Here is a 16375-nt window from a genome sequence, read left to right on the forward strand (position 1 = left end):
CCATTCATTTTCACCACCTATTATACTACTTCTGGCTTTGCAACTCTATTTTCAAACATAAGGACCAGTCAGCGCTTCAGATTAATTCAAAAGCACACAAATGCCCTGCCAGCCAAAATAGATTCCAAATCCTATGAGAGAAACCCCTGAAAGAACGGAAATCAGGACCAATATGTTGGAATTGAAATATCTGCGCAGGAAAGTCGTTAGGAAAGCCACAAATAAATCCCACATGGATAATCCCAGAAAAATCATACAGCTGTAAATCAATAGGTGACCAGTTCCATTGCCTGCTGCGGTCTTCGCCAGGACAGACCCATATATACCCAGCCAGAACAATATCGACAGTGGACTTGATATAGACATAATAAAACCAGTTAAGAAACTTTTCACCAAGGAGTCCTTAGTCCTCACTTCATTCCAGGAAAAAGTTTTCATGCTTGTAATACTTTCGATTCCTGTGTAAACCAGTACAAAACCTCCGAACAGCCACAGAAAAATCTGAACAGCAGGTATATCGAGAAATTGCACCATCCCGATATAAACCAGCAGCATGAAGATGGCATCAGCAAACATGGATCCAGTTCCAACAATCCACGCATGCCAGAAACCGCTTCTTATTCCTTTGTCCAGCCTTGCTGAATTAACGGGTCCAATCGGAGCAGCCAAAGCTAGTCCAAGAATGATATAGCCCAACAGTATGTTAATACTCAAATGAACTCTCCACCTTTTATAAAGCTTGTACATTTTATGTAGGAGAAGAGGTATTTAGAATTGTCTTTCAGTTATAATCAACTATTTGGGAATTGTGGTTTCTCCTTCATTAGGCAGCATGGAAATATCAGAGAGGCTTTCGGGCAATGCCAAAAAACCTTTTGCCTGAATTTGCAAAAGGTGATTGGCTCTATTGCAGGAACCTTAAGAGGTCTCCGTAAATGATATCGTCGGATAATTCAAGTTCTTCCCTAACTATATCCTGATAAGGGAGGCACCCACCGTGTGAAAGTTTACCGCTGGCTGTCTTGTAACATACACCGTCTTTGAAAATGTAATCCCCCGTGATAAAACTTCCATCTCGGAAAATAACAGGATGATTATCATTCCTGGTGAAGATATCATGGCCGAATGACGGCTTGCTTCTTGTATTGATTCCTAACAATTGAAGGATTGTCGGCCTTATATCTATTTCTCCGCCGAGATTTGGAATGGTCTTGCCGCCTTCACCAGGTATATGAATAATGAAGGGGATCTCTTGCAGTTTAATGTGATTTACTGGTGATGGTTCCATCCCAAGCAGTTCAAAAACACCTTCTTCATATTTTTCAGAGATACCATAGTGATCTCCATAAAGGACGAACATCGTATTCTCATATAAGCCTCTCTTTTTCAGGTCCTTAAATAAGGATTTCAATGCTTCATCCTGATACCGGACAGTAGTGACATAGCGGTTGACTACATCGATCTCCGTTTCGGCTTCATCAATCAACATGTCCTCTTCTTCCAGCAAAAATGGAAAGTGATTTGTCAGTGTAATCAGCCTGGTATAAAACGGCTGGGGAATATTTTCGAGCATGTCTGCAGTCTGTTCAAAAAACTCCTTATCCTTGATGCCATAATTCACTGAGTTTTCTTCGGTGACTTTATAGTCTCTTTCAGAATAAAAGTGATCATATCCCAGCGCCTTATACATGTTTTCTCTGTTCCAGAAGGTTCGTTCATTTCCATGGAATACTGCTGAGTAGTAATTCTCTTCCTTAAGAATGTGCGGAAGGCTGTAATAGGTATTTTCAGGCTTTTGTACGAAAACAGAGCCGCTGGCAAGCGGGTAGAGGCCGTTATCAATCATAAATTCCGAATCGGAAGTCTTGCCTTGCGCTGTCTGGTCAAAAATATTGCTGAAATAATAACTGTCTTTAATAAGGCCATTTAAAAAAGGGGTTATTTCCTCCCCGTTCACTTCTTCGTTTATAACAAAGTTTTGGGTCGACTCCATACTGATTAACATGACATTTTTCTCTTTGGCTACTCCAAATAAATCGGAGGTAGTCCCGGTTTTACTCTTAAGATATTCTTCAGAAGGAACTGCGTCTGCTTTTGAGGCCAATGGCCGGCTCAGCGGTGTAATGGCACCAAGTGAAAAGTCAAACAGATGATAATTGTATGGACCAATAGCTTTCACCAATCCCTCACGATCATAGGAAGCAGAAAACAAGTAGGGGGACTTCAAGAGGCCAAATGCCACAGTGGCCGCTGTCAAGGTAATCCCAGCCGCAATATACTTCCCCTTTTGAACCGATTTAATTTCATAGCTTTCGGTAGTGGTCTTTAGAATCCATGGAATGATCAGCAAATCCATGAACAGCAAAGCATCCCAGGGACTCATCAATTCAACCGTACTCGGACCAAGCCCGCCGACATTATTAAACTGAAACAGGATGGGAAGCGTCACAAAATCTGTATAGAACCTGTAGTAAAGTAAATCACCATATAAAAGGGCATTAGCTGCAACCCAGGCTATCCAGAAGAGGGTCTTCTTAAATCTTTTTGTAAAGTAAAAACTTAGTCCCATCAGCAGGATCAATGAACCAAGTGGGTTGACCACTACAAGTAAAAAATCTGCAGCCGTGGTGATGTTCAAGTCGAAACCTAACATGACCACAAATACCGTTTTTATCCAAAGAGCAATAACAGTGAAAATCACTAATGATAAGGGCTTAAATCTGTTGATATGATCCTTCTTTAAAATGTTCATAACGTTGGCACTTCGCTCAATTTATGTGACCGGAGTTCTTTCAAGAAGAGATTTATAGCAGATTGAACTTCATTATGATCATAATTCCCCATTAAGGCCACTTGAACCCAATTTCTTTTTAGCAGATATTCACTTTCATAACTTAATAGGACTCCTTTTTGTTTTAAAGAATCTCCGAATTCTTTTGATGACAATAAAGGCGGCAGTGGAATGCTCACGATCCCAGGTGAATAGTATTCATCACCCAGATACTCCACTCCTGCATTGGATAGTGAATCCTTCACAATTTGTGAGAGCCTTGATGACTTCGTTTCATCTAAACAATTCAATGCCATACGAAGAGCGGCAACAAGGTTTGATGAGTGAGTATAGGGAACACTGCCATGCAATTGATACATTCCCAGGTCCAAGTATCTCGGCAGTGAAGGATCAGGATTCATGGGGTCACGATGAAATAGTATTGCGAGACCCGGGTAAGAACCCAGGCCTTTTCCGCTTACGGTTGTGGCCATATAAACATTTCTCAAATCCATAGGGACCACCCCTGCAGAACTGCAGGCATCCACACAAAGTTCAACACCATGCTTCATGCAAATCTTCTCTAATCCTTCAATATCAAATAAGTACCCTGTGGATGTTTCACAATGCACTGTCCATAGCCAGGCCACTCCGGGATGAAGATCGAGATAATGATCGACCTCTTCATTTCCGATCGGTTCGTTCCATTCTTTTTCATAGACATCAAATAAGAGACCCATTCTCTCAGCATGATCGATGAGACGAGAACCAAACTCGCCATTCGCCAGGATGATACCTCTTTCATTTCTTTTCTTCAACTGAGCCGCCACCAGATCATTAGACAATGTACCGGTACCAACCAAAACCTGGACATATCGGGCACCTGTTATACGCTTAAGCTTTTCACGAACTTCCTCCATTTCAGACACAAACCCGGTCGATCTGTGGGAAATCGCCCTCTTGGAAAAAGCGGTTTCCACTTCTTTTCGGACTGGCACAGGACCGGGAAGAAAGTTCACAGGTTCCTTTGTTGAATTCCTTTCCATTAGTCTCTTAAATGCTTTAGTGGAAGTTTCAAAGCTGTCTTTTGTCAGGTACATGGGCTGAAATCTTGCTGCCTCATCGCCCACTAATGGACCGAACGGCACAAAGCCAATTCGCTTGTAGAGCTTAAGCTGAAGGACAGTACCAGAAATTAAGGCAAGGTTATAGCCTTTCGCAAGACAATGGGAAACCGCTTTTTCAACTAACTTGTAAAATATTATACTGCTCCTGTATTCCTTCCTCACAGCAAGCAGGCGAATTTCGCATGGAACACTGCCTTCAGGCAAAAAAGAATCAATATCAGCAAGTTTTTGGTCAAGCGAAAAAGGTCTGCTGCCTCGTACAGCTATCATTCCGGCCAGTACGGCATTATTTTTGGCTATAATATAGGTATTTTCATGATGAAATCGATCAACCAGCATCTCTTTTTCATTTCTCTGGTGCTGAGGGATTTCATCAACAAATGTTTGATAGTTCAATCTATGTATCTGGTTAAATTCTTCAGGCTCGGTTGCTATTTTATAGTGTAGAGAATCTGTGTTCATTCTCAAACCTCCTATGGCTGCCGGTTATGAAGTTGTCTCGGCGGTGATTTTTTATGTACCAACAGTACTATGCCAAACATGACCAGCAAAACAGACCAATACTCAGGAGGGTGATCTGTCAGAAAAGCGGTCAGAGGGATGGAAAGCATTGCTATGAATCCTGAAAGCTTATACTTCTTAGTTATCAAAAAGAGGATGCCCATTATCAATCCCAAAACCAATATGCTCGAAGGCACCAAGTAAAGAGAACAGGCCAAGAAGACGACAATGCCCTTTCCTCCCTGAAATCCCAGCTGAATCGGGAATATATGGCCGGCAAGCAGAAAAAATGCACTTAGCACCATAGCCGTGGGATCATTTTCAGCCATCCAATAGGTAATTGATAATGCAGCTATCACTTTTGCAACATCGAGGATGACTGTCAAAACAAACCCTTTTTTCCCCAAAATGCGTCCTGCATTCGTCGCTCCGACATTCCCGCTCCCGTGAGAGCGTATATCTTCCTTCATATAATATCCTGTTACATAATACGCTCCATTTAAGCCGCCAAATCCATAGGATAAAAGACAGACGGCAACCAGCATATAGATATTCATCATTTCACACTCGATTCATTGTTTTGGAAGAATGGCAGATTTATTCCTGACCCATATAAAGTTAACGATACAACTCGTTAAAAAGTTTCATTTTTTTAAAAAAAATGGGTTCCATGAATTTTGTAAATAGAACTTCCTAAATAGCATTCTGCCTGATTTCTTGTTTCTATAAATATATTCTTACTTATCATAACAGAATGATCATTGCTGAAGTAGTGGTTATTCTGCTCATCAATCCTCCGTTTTTCAGTTCTAATAAATCAGCAATTATATGAATATATTTAAACATCTTGGGTTCAGAAGAGAGGTGAAGTGATGGAAAACAACAAACCGTTTTGTGCACAGACCGGCGACCCAGCCCCGTTATTTACAGCAGAAGCTTATTACAATTCAGAAAAAAAGATTAAACAGGTTTCCTTAACACAACTGAAAGGTAAATGGGTGATATTATTTTTTTACGGAAGTGATTTTACTTTTGTTTGACCAACTGAATTGGCAGCGGTCGCTGCTATTTACCCTGGTCTAGTCTCTTTAAACGCCGAAGTGCTGGCTATCAGTACGGACAGCGTCTATGCCCATAAAGTATTTACTGATGTTTCTCCATCAGTTGCAAAGGTACAGTACCCGCTTGTTAGTGATAGAACGCATGAGATATCAGAAAAGTACAGAGTATTAAATGAGAAAACAGGGGCAGCCATGCGAGCCACGATCATTGTGGACCCTGAAGGAACTATCGCCGCCAGATTGGTAAACCCTTCTGAGGTGGGCCGCAATGTATATGAGGTGATGAGACTTCTTCAGGCAGTTCAATATGCACGGCAGACAGGGGAAGGAGTTCCCGCCAACTGGCTGCCGGATCACTACGGCCTGATAAAGGATCCAAAGCTGATTGGGAAGATATAAAAGTGGTGCCTGGCACAATAAAGCTGAATTGTACCAGGCACCTTTTTACAGAAGAGCTCCTTTACAGTTCAATCGCTTTTCTTACAGCTGCTTTTGCATGAATATTTGCCGTATCAAACAACGGAACGCCCGAATCACCTTCCTTAACCAGCAGTCCGATTTCTGTACACCCTAACACGATTCCCTGGGCTCCTTTTGTTTCAAGTTCCTCAATGATTTTTTTAAAATAAAGACGGGAACTATTATCGATCTTTCCAAGGCAAAGCTCTTCGAATATGATGCTGTTGATTTTGTTTCTGTACACTTCTCCAGGAATTATAATTTCAATCCCGTTTAATTGTAATCGTTCTTTATAGAATTCCTGCTCCATTGTATATTTTGTACCCAGCAGGGCTGCTTTCCTAATCCCATTAGCCCTTAAACTCTGTGCAGCCGCATCGGCTATATGAAGGATCGGAATGGTGATTCTTTCTTCCAGCTGCCCGATCACCTTATGCATTGTGTTGGTGCACAAAAGGATGAAGTCTGCACCAGCTTCTTCTAAAGCAGCAGCAGCTTCCCCCAGAACATCTCCTGCTTTTTTCCAGTCGCCTTCCCGTTGATAACGTGCAATTCCTTCAAAGTCCACACTGTACATAATACATTTTGCGGAGTGCAAACCGCCCATTTCAGTCTTCACTTCTTCGTTGATCATACGGTAATATTCTAATGAAGACTCCCAGCTCATGCCGCCAATCAAACCAATTGTTTTCATCCTTCGACCCCTTCCGCAGAATTCTTCTCACTACCATTATAAAACATTCGTTTGCCCAATGGCTCCCCCGAATTCTCCGTCTCTGTTAAATTAACTATTCAAGAGAGCTTTTCTTTTAGAAGCCAGGGTTTGCATTTCTCTTTATTTAAACTCAATATTCTGAATTTTGATATAATCAGGATGAAAGGAAAAACATCTTCAACGGGAGGCCATACATATGAGAACTGACCAAGAAATGCTTCAATTGATTATGAATAAGGCAGAAAAGGATGAAAGGATAAGAGCTGTGCTCCTCAACGGATCACGTGCAAATCCCAATGTAAAAAAAGATTTTTTTCAAGACTTTGATATTGTGTATCTAGTAAGGGAGATAGACTCATTCACTTCAGATCATCGCTGGGTTGATTACTTTGGCCGCCGTATCATGATGCAGATGCCGGAAGACAAAGTCGTCCCTCCTCCCTTGGGGAATGGAGTGTTTGTTTATCTTATGTGGTTTCAGGACGGAAACAGGATTGACCTTACATTGCTTCCTGAGGAGCAATTGGAGACTTTACTCAACCCTGACAGCCTTACAAAGGTTTTATTAGACAAAGATGGGATAATTGCTCCCCTTCCTGCGGCAAGCGACAAAGATTACCTTGTCAGGAAGCCCTCTGAAAAAGAATTCAGCGATACCTGCAATGAATTCTGGTGGATCTGTATGAATATAGCCAAAGGATTATGGAGAAAAGAATTGTCCTACAGCATGTTCATGTATGAGCAGATCAACCGAAATGTGCTTATGAGAATGATTGAGTGGGAAATCGGAAGAAGGACCGGCTATACAAAAAGTGCAGGTAAGCTTGGAAAATATTTTGAAGATTTCCTAGAGCATGATGAGTGGGATAACTTTGTATCGACTTATACGAATGGTACTTATGAAAACATTTGGGATAGTCTATTTACAATGACTGAGTTATTCCGTCAAGCGTCCCGAACTGTTGCTGAACACTTTGGCTTTCCTTACTCTTACGAAGAAGACAGGAATGTTTCACAACACTTGATGCATATCAGGAGCTTGCCTGAAGATGCAGAGGATTATTGTTAGTCTACATAATATTTTTATGTTAAAGAGTGTAATTTTATAGAAAAAAAAAGCTGTCAGCAATACGCTGACAGCTTCTTCCCTGCAAAGAAGATATTATTATGAACGAATTTTATCCTTTTTAATCTGCTTGCTTCGGAGCTGTCCGCAGGCAGCATCAATATCAGTACCATGTTCAGTACGTACACCGCAATTGATTCCCTGATTCATCAATGTACCGTAGAATTCAACAATGGCTTCTTTTGTACTTCGCTGATATTGCCCATGTTCATCGACGGGATTGTAAGGAATTAAGTTAACATACGAAAGATGCTTTTTATTTTTCAGAAGCTTCGCGAGCTGGAGAGCTTCTTCTTTATGGTCATTAACATCCTTTAACAATATATATTCAAATGTGATGCGGCGGTTTGTTTTTTCAAGGTAATAATCAATGGCGGGCATCAGCTTTTCTAATGGATAAGCTTTGTTTATTTTCATGATTCGGGAACGCAGTTCATTGTTTGGAGCATGTAGGGATACTGCCAGATTGACTTGAATATTCTCGTCCGCCCAATCATAGATTCGGTTAGCCAGGCCGCTTGTCGAAACAGTAATATGTCTGGCACCAATCGATAAACCTTTCTGGTCATTGACGACACGTAAAAAGTCCATTAGATTATCGTAGTTATCAAACGGTTCCCCGATACCCATGACAACAATATGGCTTACTCTTTCATCCTGTTCTTTAGCATCGAGATGATGCTGGACATTCATGATTTGCTCGACGATCTCGCCGCTGGACAAATCACGGTTTTTTCTCAGCAATCCGCTTGCACAGAAAGAACAGCCAATATTGCAGCCCACTTGTGTAGTGACACAAACAGAATACCCATAGTTGAACTTCATTAGCACTGTTTCAATCAGATTTCCGTCTTGAAGCTTGAAAAGGAATTTAATTGTGCCATCTTTTGATTCTTGTTTGATTTCCTGCTCCAAGGTCCCGATATGAAAATTCTCTTCTAAAAGCGTGACACAATCCGCTCCAATATTTTTCATATCTTCAAAGCTCTTCACACGTTTTTTATATAACCAGTCCCATACTTGAGAAGCACGGAATTTCTTCTGCCCATGCTCAACCATCCAGGATGTCAGTTGATCTATCGTTAAACCATATATAGAAACTTTTTCCATAGTAAAACCTCATTTCAAAATACTTGCCTTTTCTACTTTTTCTATACTACTTAAAGTATGCCAATGTCGCAAGCCATTTATAATGAAAATAGATGAATATCTGCTCTCAATCTGATTATTGAATGATTCAATCACACCATTACAGGTGGTTTCTCTTTTTATAATGGTACGTTTCTCTTCAAAATCACACCCTTGCAGAAGCTGGCTTAGTGGGACTCATCACCGGACTGTTTCTGCCCGTGAAGGGATATATATTTTATAGAAGGTACGTGATCACCGTACCACTCATATTCAATATCGTAGGAAGCTTTTTCCTTGATCACATTCCAGAGGTTTTCATCTTTAACTTCAAGTTGCATGTCACCAGCAACGATATAATAGTGCCCGCTTTTTTCAAGCTTCTCGGAAATAGTTACTTCCTTTAACTTATCCTTATGAATTAATGTGTAATTTCCAATGTAGTAGATGACTGCCGAGAGTATAATGATTGTAACAATGATGCTTCTTAACAGTTTTGACACTAGAACTCCTCCTTTCTTTTTTTGAAACTCCTCCTTAAGGCCGACAAAATATTCTATTAATTCGGATAAAATACTTATATACTAGAAGAAAGTAAGAAAATAAGTGAATTTTTTTAAGGAGAGATAATATGACCGGAACCATTGCTGTCATTATGGTTTTTTCCATCCCGATAATAGCGATTTTAACTGACCACTTCCAAAAAAGCTATAAATACAAACAGTCAATAATACAAGATGAGTTAAAATTGGAAAAGCTTAAACAGGAAAACTTCGTAATGGAAACTGAGAAAATGAAATTGGAACTGGAGCGTATGAAGCTCGACCGCCCAAAAAACAAGACAGAAATACTCTAAGAACTTTTTTCTGTTTTCACAATTGTTTTCTTTCGCTGTTTTCTTAAGCTTGCTGCTCTTTTAAAAGTGGTGGATTATATCCTCTACATTATGCGATGCAGCTTGCTTTAGAAAACAGTCCTTTATTCACGAAAGAATCCCTTCCCTTTTTCACAGTGTTATTATTCATTTTCCCAGTCAATTGACCGTCACCCCTGCCTCTTCTAATAAAATCCCCAAATATTCCTCACTTTTAATATATTTATACTAACAAGGCGTATAAATTGTAAGTGTTTAAAATGTTATGTAGAATAACAAGGATGTTGACTATATTAATCTATGAGGTAAATTCATGAATGAATTAAGATTGCTGTCAGAAAAGCTTTTGGAAAAGGAATATGAAATTGCTAAAGAAATTACCAATATTAAATCTTATACTGAACTAGGCTTAAACCAGTCGGTGATCAATGAATTGATTGATGGAAGAGCCAAATTGATTCATATTCTGGCTTTGGCTCTTCAGGAAAAAGATAGTGATGCCGCAAGAAACGGTGTCATTGAATGGGCCAAGATGGCAGGACAGTCTGCAATAGATAACAAAGCACCAATGGAAAGCACGTTAAGCACGTCTAAATTATATAGAAAACATATTTGGAAATATATTAGAAGAATCTCTGCAGAACATAACCTTTCCCTCGAAACCGTATTCGATGCATCATCCATCATTGATCCTTTAATGGATGATGCGGTATATATTTTCAGTTTGAGTTATGTTCAATACCATGAGCAAATCCTAAGAAACACTAAAGATGAATTCCTAAAGATTTCTTCCCCTGTTGTTAAGATTTTTGAAAATGTAGCCGTTTTGCCGCTGATTGGAGAAATTGATGCCGACCGTGCAAGAATCATCCTTGACAAGACATTGTCTCAGGCAGCGAAATTCAGGCTTTCACATCTGGTAATTGATTTATCGGGAGTTACTTTAATTGATGATATGGTTGCTCAAGAGATCATTAAGATTGCAGAATCACTTAAACTGCTTGGCATTAAAGCGGTATTAACAGGAATTTTGCCTGATATGGCCCACACGATCATTCAGCAGGGCATTGACCTCCATGATATTGAAACTTTAGGTACATTAGATAAAGCAATAAAAGAACTGATTTAATTCACTTTTAAAAGGGGAACCTTCACAGGATTCCCCTTTTAGTTATCTATAAGTGATTCTTTACCCACTTTTGTGCAGAATCAAAAAAAGGAATTAGTGCATCGGCTTCAAATGGGGATGTTAACCCGGCTGCCTGCAAGTGCTCCTTAAATGAGCGGCTTCCGCCCGCTTTGCACATATCCAGGTAGCTTTTCCAGGCTGCAGGGAAGTCTGATTGGGATTTTTGCCATAACTGCAGCGCGCTGTTATGTGCAAGGTCGTAATCAATAAAATAGAACGGGCTTAAAAAGATATGAGCAATCCCATGAAAACTTCCACCGCCCTCTAAATATTCATTTCCATCATAATCCAATTCAGGAAGGTAGACAGCCTCCAGTTCCCTCCATTTTTGTTTTCTATCTTTAATATCATCGTCAGGACATTCATAGAGATAGTGTTCAAATTCATCAATGGCACTTGCATGAGGCATATACAAAAAAGCTTCCGTGAAGAGACTATATTTATAATCAGCCGCATCATCACCAAAAAATGATTCAATCCACTGCCAGGAGAACCTTTCCATCGCAAAAGAAAAGACTTCAGCCGAATCAACAGGGATGATATATTCCGGGACACCGAGGCTCCTGCTCATATAAAATTGAAATGCATGTCCTGCTTCATGTGTGAAAACGCGAAAATCATTTGAGATACCTGTGAAGTTGGCAAAAATAAATGGCTTTTTGTCACTTCCTAAATAGGTTGCATATCCGCCTCCTCTCTTGCCTTGCCTCGGGAAGAGATCATAATTCTCATTTTCCATCAGTTCCTGATAAAAGCTTTTTGTATCTTCCGACATCTCCGAAAATAATTCCTTCATCTTCTCTGTTATTTCCTTAATATCCATATTCAGTTTCGGTGAGCCACCTTCAAAGAGCACCTTATCATCATAGTATTTCAACCGGCTGACCCCGAGCCTGTTTCTTTGCTTTTCCCGCAAACCAGATACAAATGGTACACCATGAACTTGTATCTGCTTACGGTAGGTGCTCATGTCCTGAGGGGTTATGTCAGTACGGTTCATTCGCTCATACCCAACACTGATGAAATTGTCCCTGCCCAGCTTTCTTGCCATCTTCGTCCTGATTTTTATCAACCGATCAAGAATTTCATCAAACGCAGGTTCATTCTCATTGAAATATTTGGAGCGCGCTTCATAGGCCATCTTCCTTATACCACGGTTTCCACTTGCCATGTAAGAATGTAAACATGTTAAGCTCACCTTTTTACCCTGAAATTCTGTTTCTGCAGTTCCAAGCAGTTTCCCATACTCTGCCATCAGCTGATTCTCCAGGTTAAGTTCTTCTTGAATGTCTGTATTGAGAAACCCGGTCTTCACCTCAGCAAGTCTAAACAACTGTTTGCCCCAAATCTGTTCAAGTTCTTCTCTGAAAGGAGTATGCATCAATGCAGTGTAATATCTTTGCACGAGTTTTTGATAAGCCGGTTCATTGGCCATAAAAGCCTGATAGTCCTTCTCTGCAATATCATTTTTGAAATCCTGGACAAGCCAAAGTGTTACAAGGTTTTTCTCCGTCTCAAAGTCAAATCTCGCTGAGTTCAACTCTTTTAATAGTAAATCTTGTTTCTTAACATTCTCACAGTGTGAGAATTCCATAAGTAATTCATCAAATACCCCGGCAAAATAGTCAAAATCAAAAACATTTTCTTTTTGTTTACGGTAACTTACCATATAATTCCCTCCCTCTTCGCTTAACTTAATAGTAATTTAAATTACTATTAAAAGTAAGTAATTTTATTAATAATTCTTAATAAGGTAAATGCGTACAGGCATTGTTAGTAAATTGGTAACTTTTCCGAAACAAAAAAGCCCACTAAGTGGACTTTCAGTAGAGATTCCCGTGTAAAACACCTAGTGTATTTAGTTAAACAACCATTCTTTTCTGCTGCTCATATTCCTCCTTCAAAATTGAATAAAGTTTCAGATCCTGATGGCTGCCTTTCATGAATAGCCCTTTTCGGATAACACCTTCAAAACTCATACCCGACTTCTCCATGACTCTTTGCGATCCGGCATTCTCCAGGAAGCACCGTGCTTGAATACGGACTAGGCCCATTCTTTCAAACCCAAATGCTATGACCGCTCTGGCCGCTTCTGCAGTGTATCCTCTTCCCCAGTTTTCTCTAGAAAGGACATAACCAATTTCGGCGGTCTTATGTTTTGGGTCCCAGGAGACAAAATCAATTGTTCCAACCAATTTACGACTCCCCTTATGTTCCATCCCCCAAAAAGCGATATTCTTATTTTCATATTGTTGTAGGATATGTTCTGCGAATTCTTTTGAATCTTCTATTGTTACATGCCTCGGCCATCCGACATACCTTGAAACAAGCGGGTCTGTTCCGTATTCATGGATATCCTGAGTATCCTCCAATGTTAACTTTCGCAATATCAGCCGTTCAGTCTCTAAGTCAGGAAGGCTTCCGTAAACTTCTTCAGTATTCATATGATAACTCCTTTTACATCATGTAAGAATTGCGCTGGTATTCCAGGTTGCATCATTGCTCCTTAAGAACTTCAGCAAATCGCTGCTGTTTAACGGCTTGCTGTAATGATAGCCCTGTGCGTAATCACATTGCTGGCTGACCAGAAACTTTTCCTGCTGAGGCTGTTCGACCCCTTCAGCTACGACCTGGATTCCCAGGTTCCCTGCAATGGACAGGATTGCTTTAACGATTGCATCATCTTTTCCGCTGTCATTCACACTCTTAATGAAAGACCTGTCGATTTTAATGCTTTGAATGGAAAAATCTTTTAAATAGCCGAGAGAACTATATCCTGTTCCAAAATCATCAATTGATATTCCAAATCCCTTTTCCTTGAACTCTTTTAAAAGAGCAAGCGTATGCTCCGTATTGACCATTGCCATTGATTCTGTTATCTCAATGGTGACTAGCGAAGGAGAGATTCCGATTTCGTCGACTATGTCTGAGAGTGTTTCAAAGATACCTTTCTTTGAAAATTGTTTAAGAGATAAATTAACCGAAACGATAAAATCCTGGTTCAACTGCTCGTTCCACTGGTGGATTTGACGGCAGGCTTCATGAACTACCCATTCACCTATGGGAATGATCAATCCAGTTTCTTCTGCAATGTGGATAAATTCTCCCGGGTTGACCATCCCTTTTTCCGGGTGGTTCCACCTCAAAAGCGCTTCAAATCCAATTATCTTCTTTTCTTTAAGATTGACCATTGGCTGGTAGTAGACTTCAAATTCCTTGTTCAACAAGGCTTTGCTCAAATCAGATTGCAAGGTTACATCCTTTCTGAATTGTTTCTCCAGAAGCTCATTATATATAGTATAGGAGTTCCGTCCGTCTCCTTTGGTTTTGTACATACTGATATCAGCTTTGACCAGCAGGTCTTCAGGAGAATCGGCATTCACAGGGAAGGAGGACACCCCTATGGATGTTGTAATTGAAATTTGGCGGCCTTTAATAACAATCGGATTTGAGAAGTACTCCAAAATACTGCTGCAGAATTCATTTATTGATTGGGAACTTTGTTCATCATGAAAGATAATGACGAACTCATCTCCTCCCAGCCTCCCTGCAATATCGGAGGCACCGAGCTTACTTTTAATGAAGGAAGCAACTGTTCTAATCACCTCATCACCAAATAAATGCCCATGGGTATCATTGATATGTTTAAAGTAATCCAAATCAAGCAGCAAAAGGTAAAACGGTTTGCCCTCTCCCACTCTTTTTTCCAAATCTTCCTGGATATACAGCCGATTATACAACCCTGTAAGGGAATCGTGATAAGCCATATAGTTAAGGTTATTCCTCTCATCCAAGTATTGCCTTTCCCCCTTGGCCACCGAAATGACAACCAGAAGAAAGACGCTTGCATATTCAAGGTTGAACAAATCATAGTTCACTGAAAGTTGAAAAGCTTCCATGACTGTTGTAATCGAGCCAAATATGGAATGGCCAGCTGTAAGTGAGATGAAAGCCAGGGATAAGTTCCTGGTTTTTTTCCGAGCATGAATCTGGTCAAACCTGACTTGCTGCAGCACTCTGGTGAGGAGAAATAATGTTATTATTGTATGGAGGGCTGCGAACAATAGATTGTTATTCAGGATATATGTATTAAATTCAGTAATCTCCAAATAAAAATTGCACTGTAAGGCCACAAGAAAAAGGCCTGCAACGACGCTGCTGATAAAATAACCGAGAGAATTCTTGTCCTGCTGGATATTTTTCAGGTTATAGAATACTAGACTGAAAGCCAATATGCTGAATACAAACAAACTGGAAATTAAAAGCCAATGCTTTTCCAATACAATTCGGTCCGAAAAGCCGAATTCCTTAGCCATAAAGAAAATGACACACCATATTACCGCTGAAGCTGCAACAGAGTTCAGCAATACTGCTTTTGTGTGGCGAAATAAGATACTATACTTGAGTAAAATAAACACTGATGTGCTTATTAAGATTATTGATATTAAAATGAATAACCGGTCGGTGCCCACTAGACTTTCCCCTTCCACTCTCCGTGACGGCTGCGATAAATTTTACATTTGAACTGATGAGCATTACCCCTCCAATGAACAAGCCAAAAACCCGAAGAACAGTTCAGCCTGCGTTTCCTGGCTATTTCCGTTTCAGGACATTCAAATTAACTCCGCTTTAATAATGAACCTGTGCTGCTTAACTTCGAAATACCCTTTGGTTTCAATGTGTTTATGAATCTTGTACAATCTCTCCATATAAATTTCCGGAGAAAACCCCTCCACCTGCCACGGAATTGCTTTCAAATAATACACCAGGGCACCAATATCATAAAAACGCTGGACAGGATACTGCTCCCTGCTGAAAATGGCCGTAAAGCCGTTTCCCTCAAGTTCACCCAAGGCATATTCCAAATTCCAATGACCGAACTCGCTATTTGCTTCCGCTTCAAGAGCTTCATTGATTTCCAAACAGTCCAATCCACCCACTTGCTGGGTAAGGAATATTCCGCCAGGAGACAGAATCCTCTTGACCTCTTTGACCGAGTAGGCTTCATGTTTATTTAAGATAGTATCGAATTGTCCATTCTCAAATGGCAGGTCTGAATCATTTACAATTCCAACGACCCTTACACCCAGAGGCTCCAGGTTCGCCCTTGCCACCGGGATATTCGGTTCATAAGCTTCTGTAGCATATATGGATGCAGGAAAAGGCCGGAGCATTGATAAGAACTCTCCCCCACCAGTTCCCATATCCAAAACAGATTGCGAATTTCCCATCACCATCAGCGCTTCACTTCCATAAGACCAATCCAGCGGACTGGAAACCATCCTGCCCGTGCCTGAAATGAAAGAGAAATCCCATCCAGAAAATGTTTCATTCGCACTATCCATTAATCTACGAAAATCTTTATTGGTATCCACCGTAATCACTCCGTTGCTCTCTTAATTAGCTTTTAGTAAAATTTCTGAAT

General features: G+C 40.3%; 15 protein-coding genes. 4 read left to right on the top strand and 11 right to left on the bottom strand.

From position 1 onward, the window contains the following. Positions 1–81: 81 nt before the first annotated feature. The 4 genes from M1E09_RS13340 to M1E09_RS13355 form a co-directional block, all read right to left on the bottom strand. Positions 82–714: a LysE family transporter gene (locus tag M1E09_RS13340; protein WP_456271358.1), complete on the bottom strand. Its 633-nt coding sequence runs from the start codon at positions 712–714 to the stop codon at positions 82–84. A gap of 190 nt (positions 715–904) precedes the next feature. Then, the gene (locus M1E09_RS13345; RefSeq protein WP_456271359.1) at positions 905–2752 is read right to left on the bottom strand and encodes an LTA synthase family protein; all 1848 of its coding nucleotides are present in this window, start codon (positions 2750–2752) and stop codon (positions 905–907) included. Further along, the gene (locus M1E09_RS13350; protein WP_456271360.1) at positions 2749–4359 is read right to left on the bottom strand and encodes an aminotransferase class V-fold PLP-dependent enzyme; all 1611 of its coding nucleotides are present in this window, start codon (positions 4357–4359) and stop codon (positions 2749–2751) included. Before M1E09_RS13350 ends, M1E09_RS13345 begins: the two co-directional genes overlap by 4 nt. Positions 4360–4370: 11 nt before the next feature. Next, the gene (locus M1E09_RS13355) at positions 4371–4958 is read right to left on the bottom strand and encodes a glycerol-3-phosphate acyltransferase (RefSeq protein WP_456271361.1); all 588 of its coding nucleotides are present in this window, start codon (positions 4956–4958) and stop codon (positions 4371–4373) included. Positions 4959–5270: 312 nt separating this feature from the next. On the opposite strand from M1E09_RS13355, the gene M1E09_RS13360 reads away from it, so the two are divergent. Then, positions 5271–5858, top strand: coding sequence for a redoxin domain-containing protein (locus tag M1E09_RS13360; protein WP_456271362.1), 588 nt, complete (start codon positions 5271–5273; stop codon positions 5856–5858). A gap of 61 nt (positions 5859–5919) precedes the next feature. Here M1E09_RS13360 and M1E09_RS13365 read toward each other — a convergent pair whose 3' ends face one another. Beyond that, positions 5920–6612, bottom strand: coding sequence for an aspartate/glutamate racemase family protein (locus M1E09_RS13365; RefSeq protein ID WP_456271363.1), 693 nt, complete (start codon positions 6610–6612; stop codon positions 5920–5922). Positions 6613–6829: 217 nt separating this feature from the next. Between M1E09_RS13365 and M1E09_RS13370 the strand changes: the two genes are divergently transcribed. After that, positions 6830–7702 (top strand): aminoglycoside 6-adenylyltransferase, encoded by an 873-nt coding sequence (locus M1E09_RS13370; RefSeq protein ID WP_456271364.1) that lies wholly within the window; start codon positions 6830–6832, stop codon positions 7700–7702. Between the two features lie 96 nt (positions 7703–7798). Here the strand turns inward: M1E09_RS13370 and rlmN are convergent, their stop codons facing one another. Both rlmN and M1E09_RS13380 read right to left on the bottom strand, forming a co-directional pair. Continuing rightward, positions 7799–8869: a 23S rRNA (adenine(2503)-C(2))-methyltransferase RlmN gene (gene rlmN / locus M1E09_RS13375; protein ID WP_456271365.1), complete on the bottom strand. Its 1071-nt coding sequence runs from the start codon at positions 8867–8869 to the stop codon at positions 7799–7801. 206 nt (positions 8870–9075) lie between these two features. Continuing rightward, the gene (locus M1E09_RS13380) at positions 9076–9390 is read right to left on the bottom strand and encodes a hypothetical protein (protein WP_456271366.1); all 315 of its coding nucleotides are present in this window, start codon (positions 9388–9390) and stop codon (positions 9076–9078) included. 128 nt (positions 9391–9518) lie between these two features. Here M1E09_RS13380 and M1E09_RS13385 point away from each other — a divergent pair, with 128 nt between their 5' ends. After that, on the top strand, positions 9519–9743 hold the full coding sequence (locus M1E09_RS13385) for a hypothetical protein (RefSeq protein ID WP_456271367.1): 225 nt from the start codon (positions 9519–9521) through the stop codon (positions 9741–9743). Between the two features lie 331 nt (positions 9744–10074). Next, a complete protein-coding gene (locus tag M1E09_RS13390; protein WP_456271368.1) occupies positions 10075–10890 on the top strand; it encodes an STAS domain-containing protein in 816 nt (271 codons plus the stop codon). Positions 10891–10936: 46 nt separating this feature from the next. Here the strand turns inward: M1E09_RS13390 and M1E09_RS13395 are convergent, their stop codons facing one another. The 4 genes from M1E09_RS13395 to M1E09_RS13410 form a co-directional block, all read right to left on the bottom strand. Continuing rightward, positions 10937–12619 (bottom strand): M3 family oligoendopeptidase, encoded by a 1683-nt coding sequence (locus M1E09_RS13395; protein ID WP_456271369.1) that lies wholly within the window; start codon positions 12617–12619, stop codon positions 10937–10939. Positions 12620–12812: 193 nt separating this feature from the next. After that, positions 12813–13394: a GNAT family N-acetyltransferase gene (locus tag M1E09_RS13400; RefSeq protein ID WP_456271370.1), complete on the bottom strand. Its 582-nt coding sequence runs from the start codon at positions 13392–13394 to the stop codon at positions 12813–12815. Positions 13395–13412: 18 nt separating this feature from the next. After that, entirely contained in the window at positions 13413–15266 is a 1854-nt protein-coding gene (locus M1E09_RS13405) for a putative bifunctional diguanylate cyclase/phosphodiesterase (RefSeq protein WP_456271371.1), read from the bottom strand. A gap of 297 nt (positions 15267–15563) precedes the next feature. Continuing rightward, the gene (locus M1E09_RS13410; protein ID WP_456274982.1) at positions 15564–16295 is read right to left on the bottom strand and encodes a class I SAM-dependent methyltransferase; all 732 of its coding nucleotides are present in this window, start codon (positions 16293–16295) and stop codon (positions 15564–15566) included. Between the last annotated feature and the right edge of the window lie 80 nt (positions 16296–16375).

This window comes from Bacillus sp. AK031, assembly GCF_053903065.1.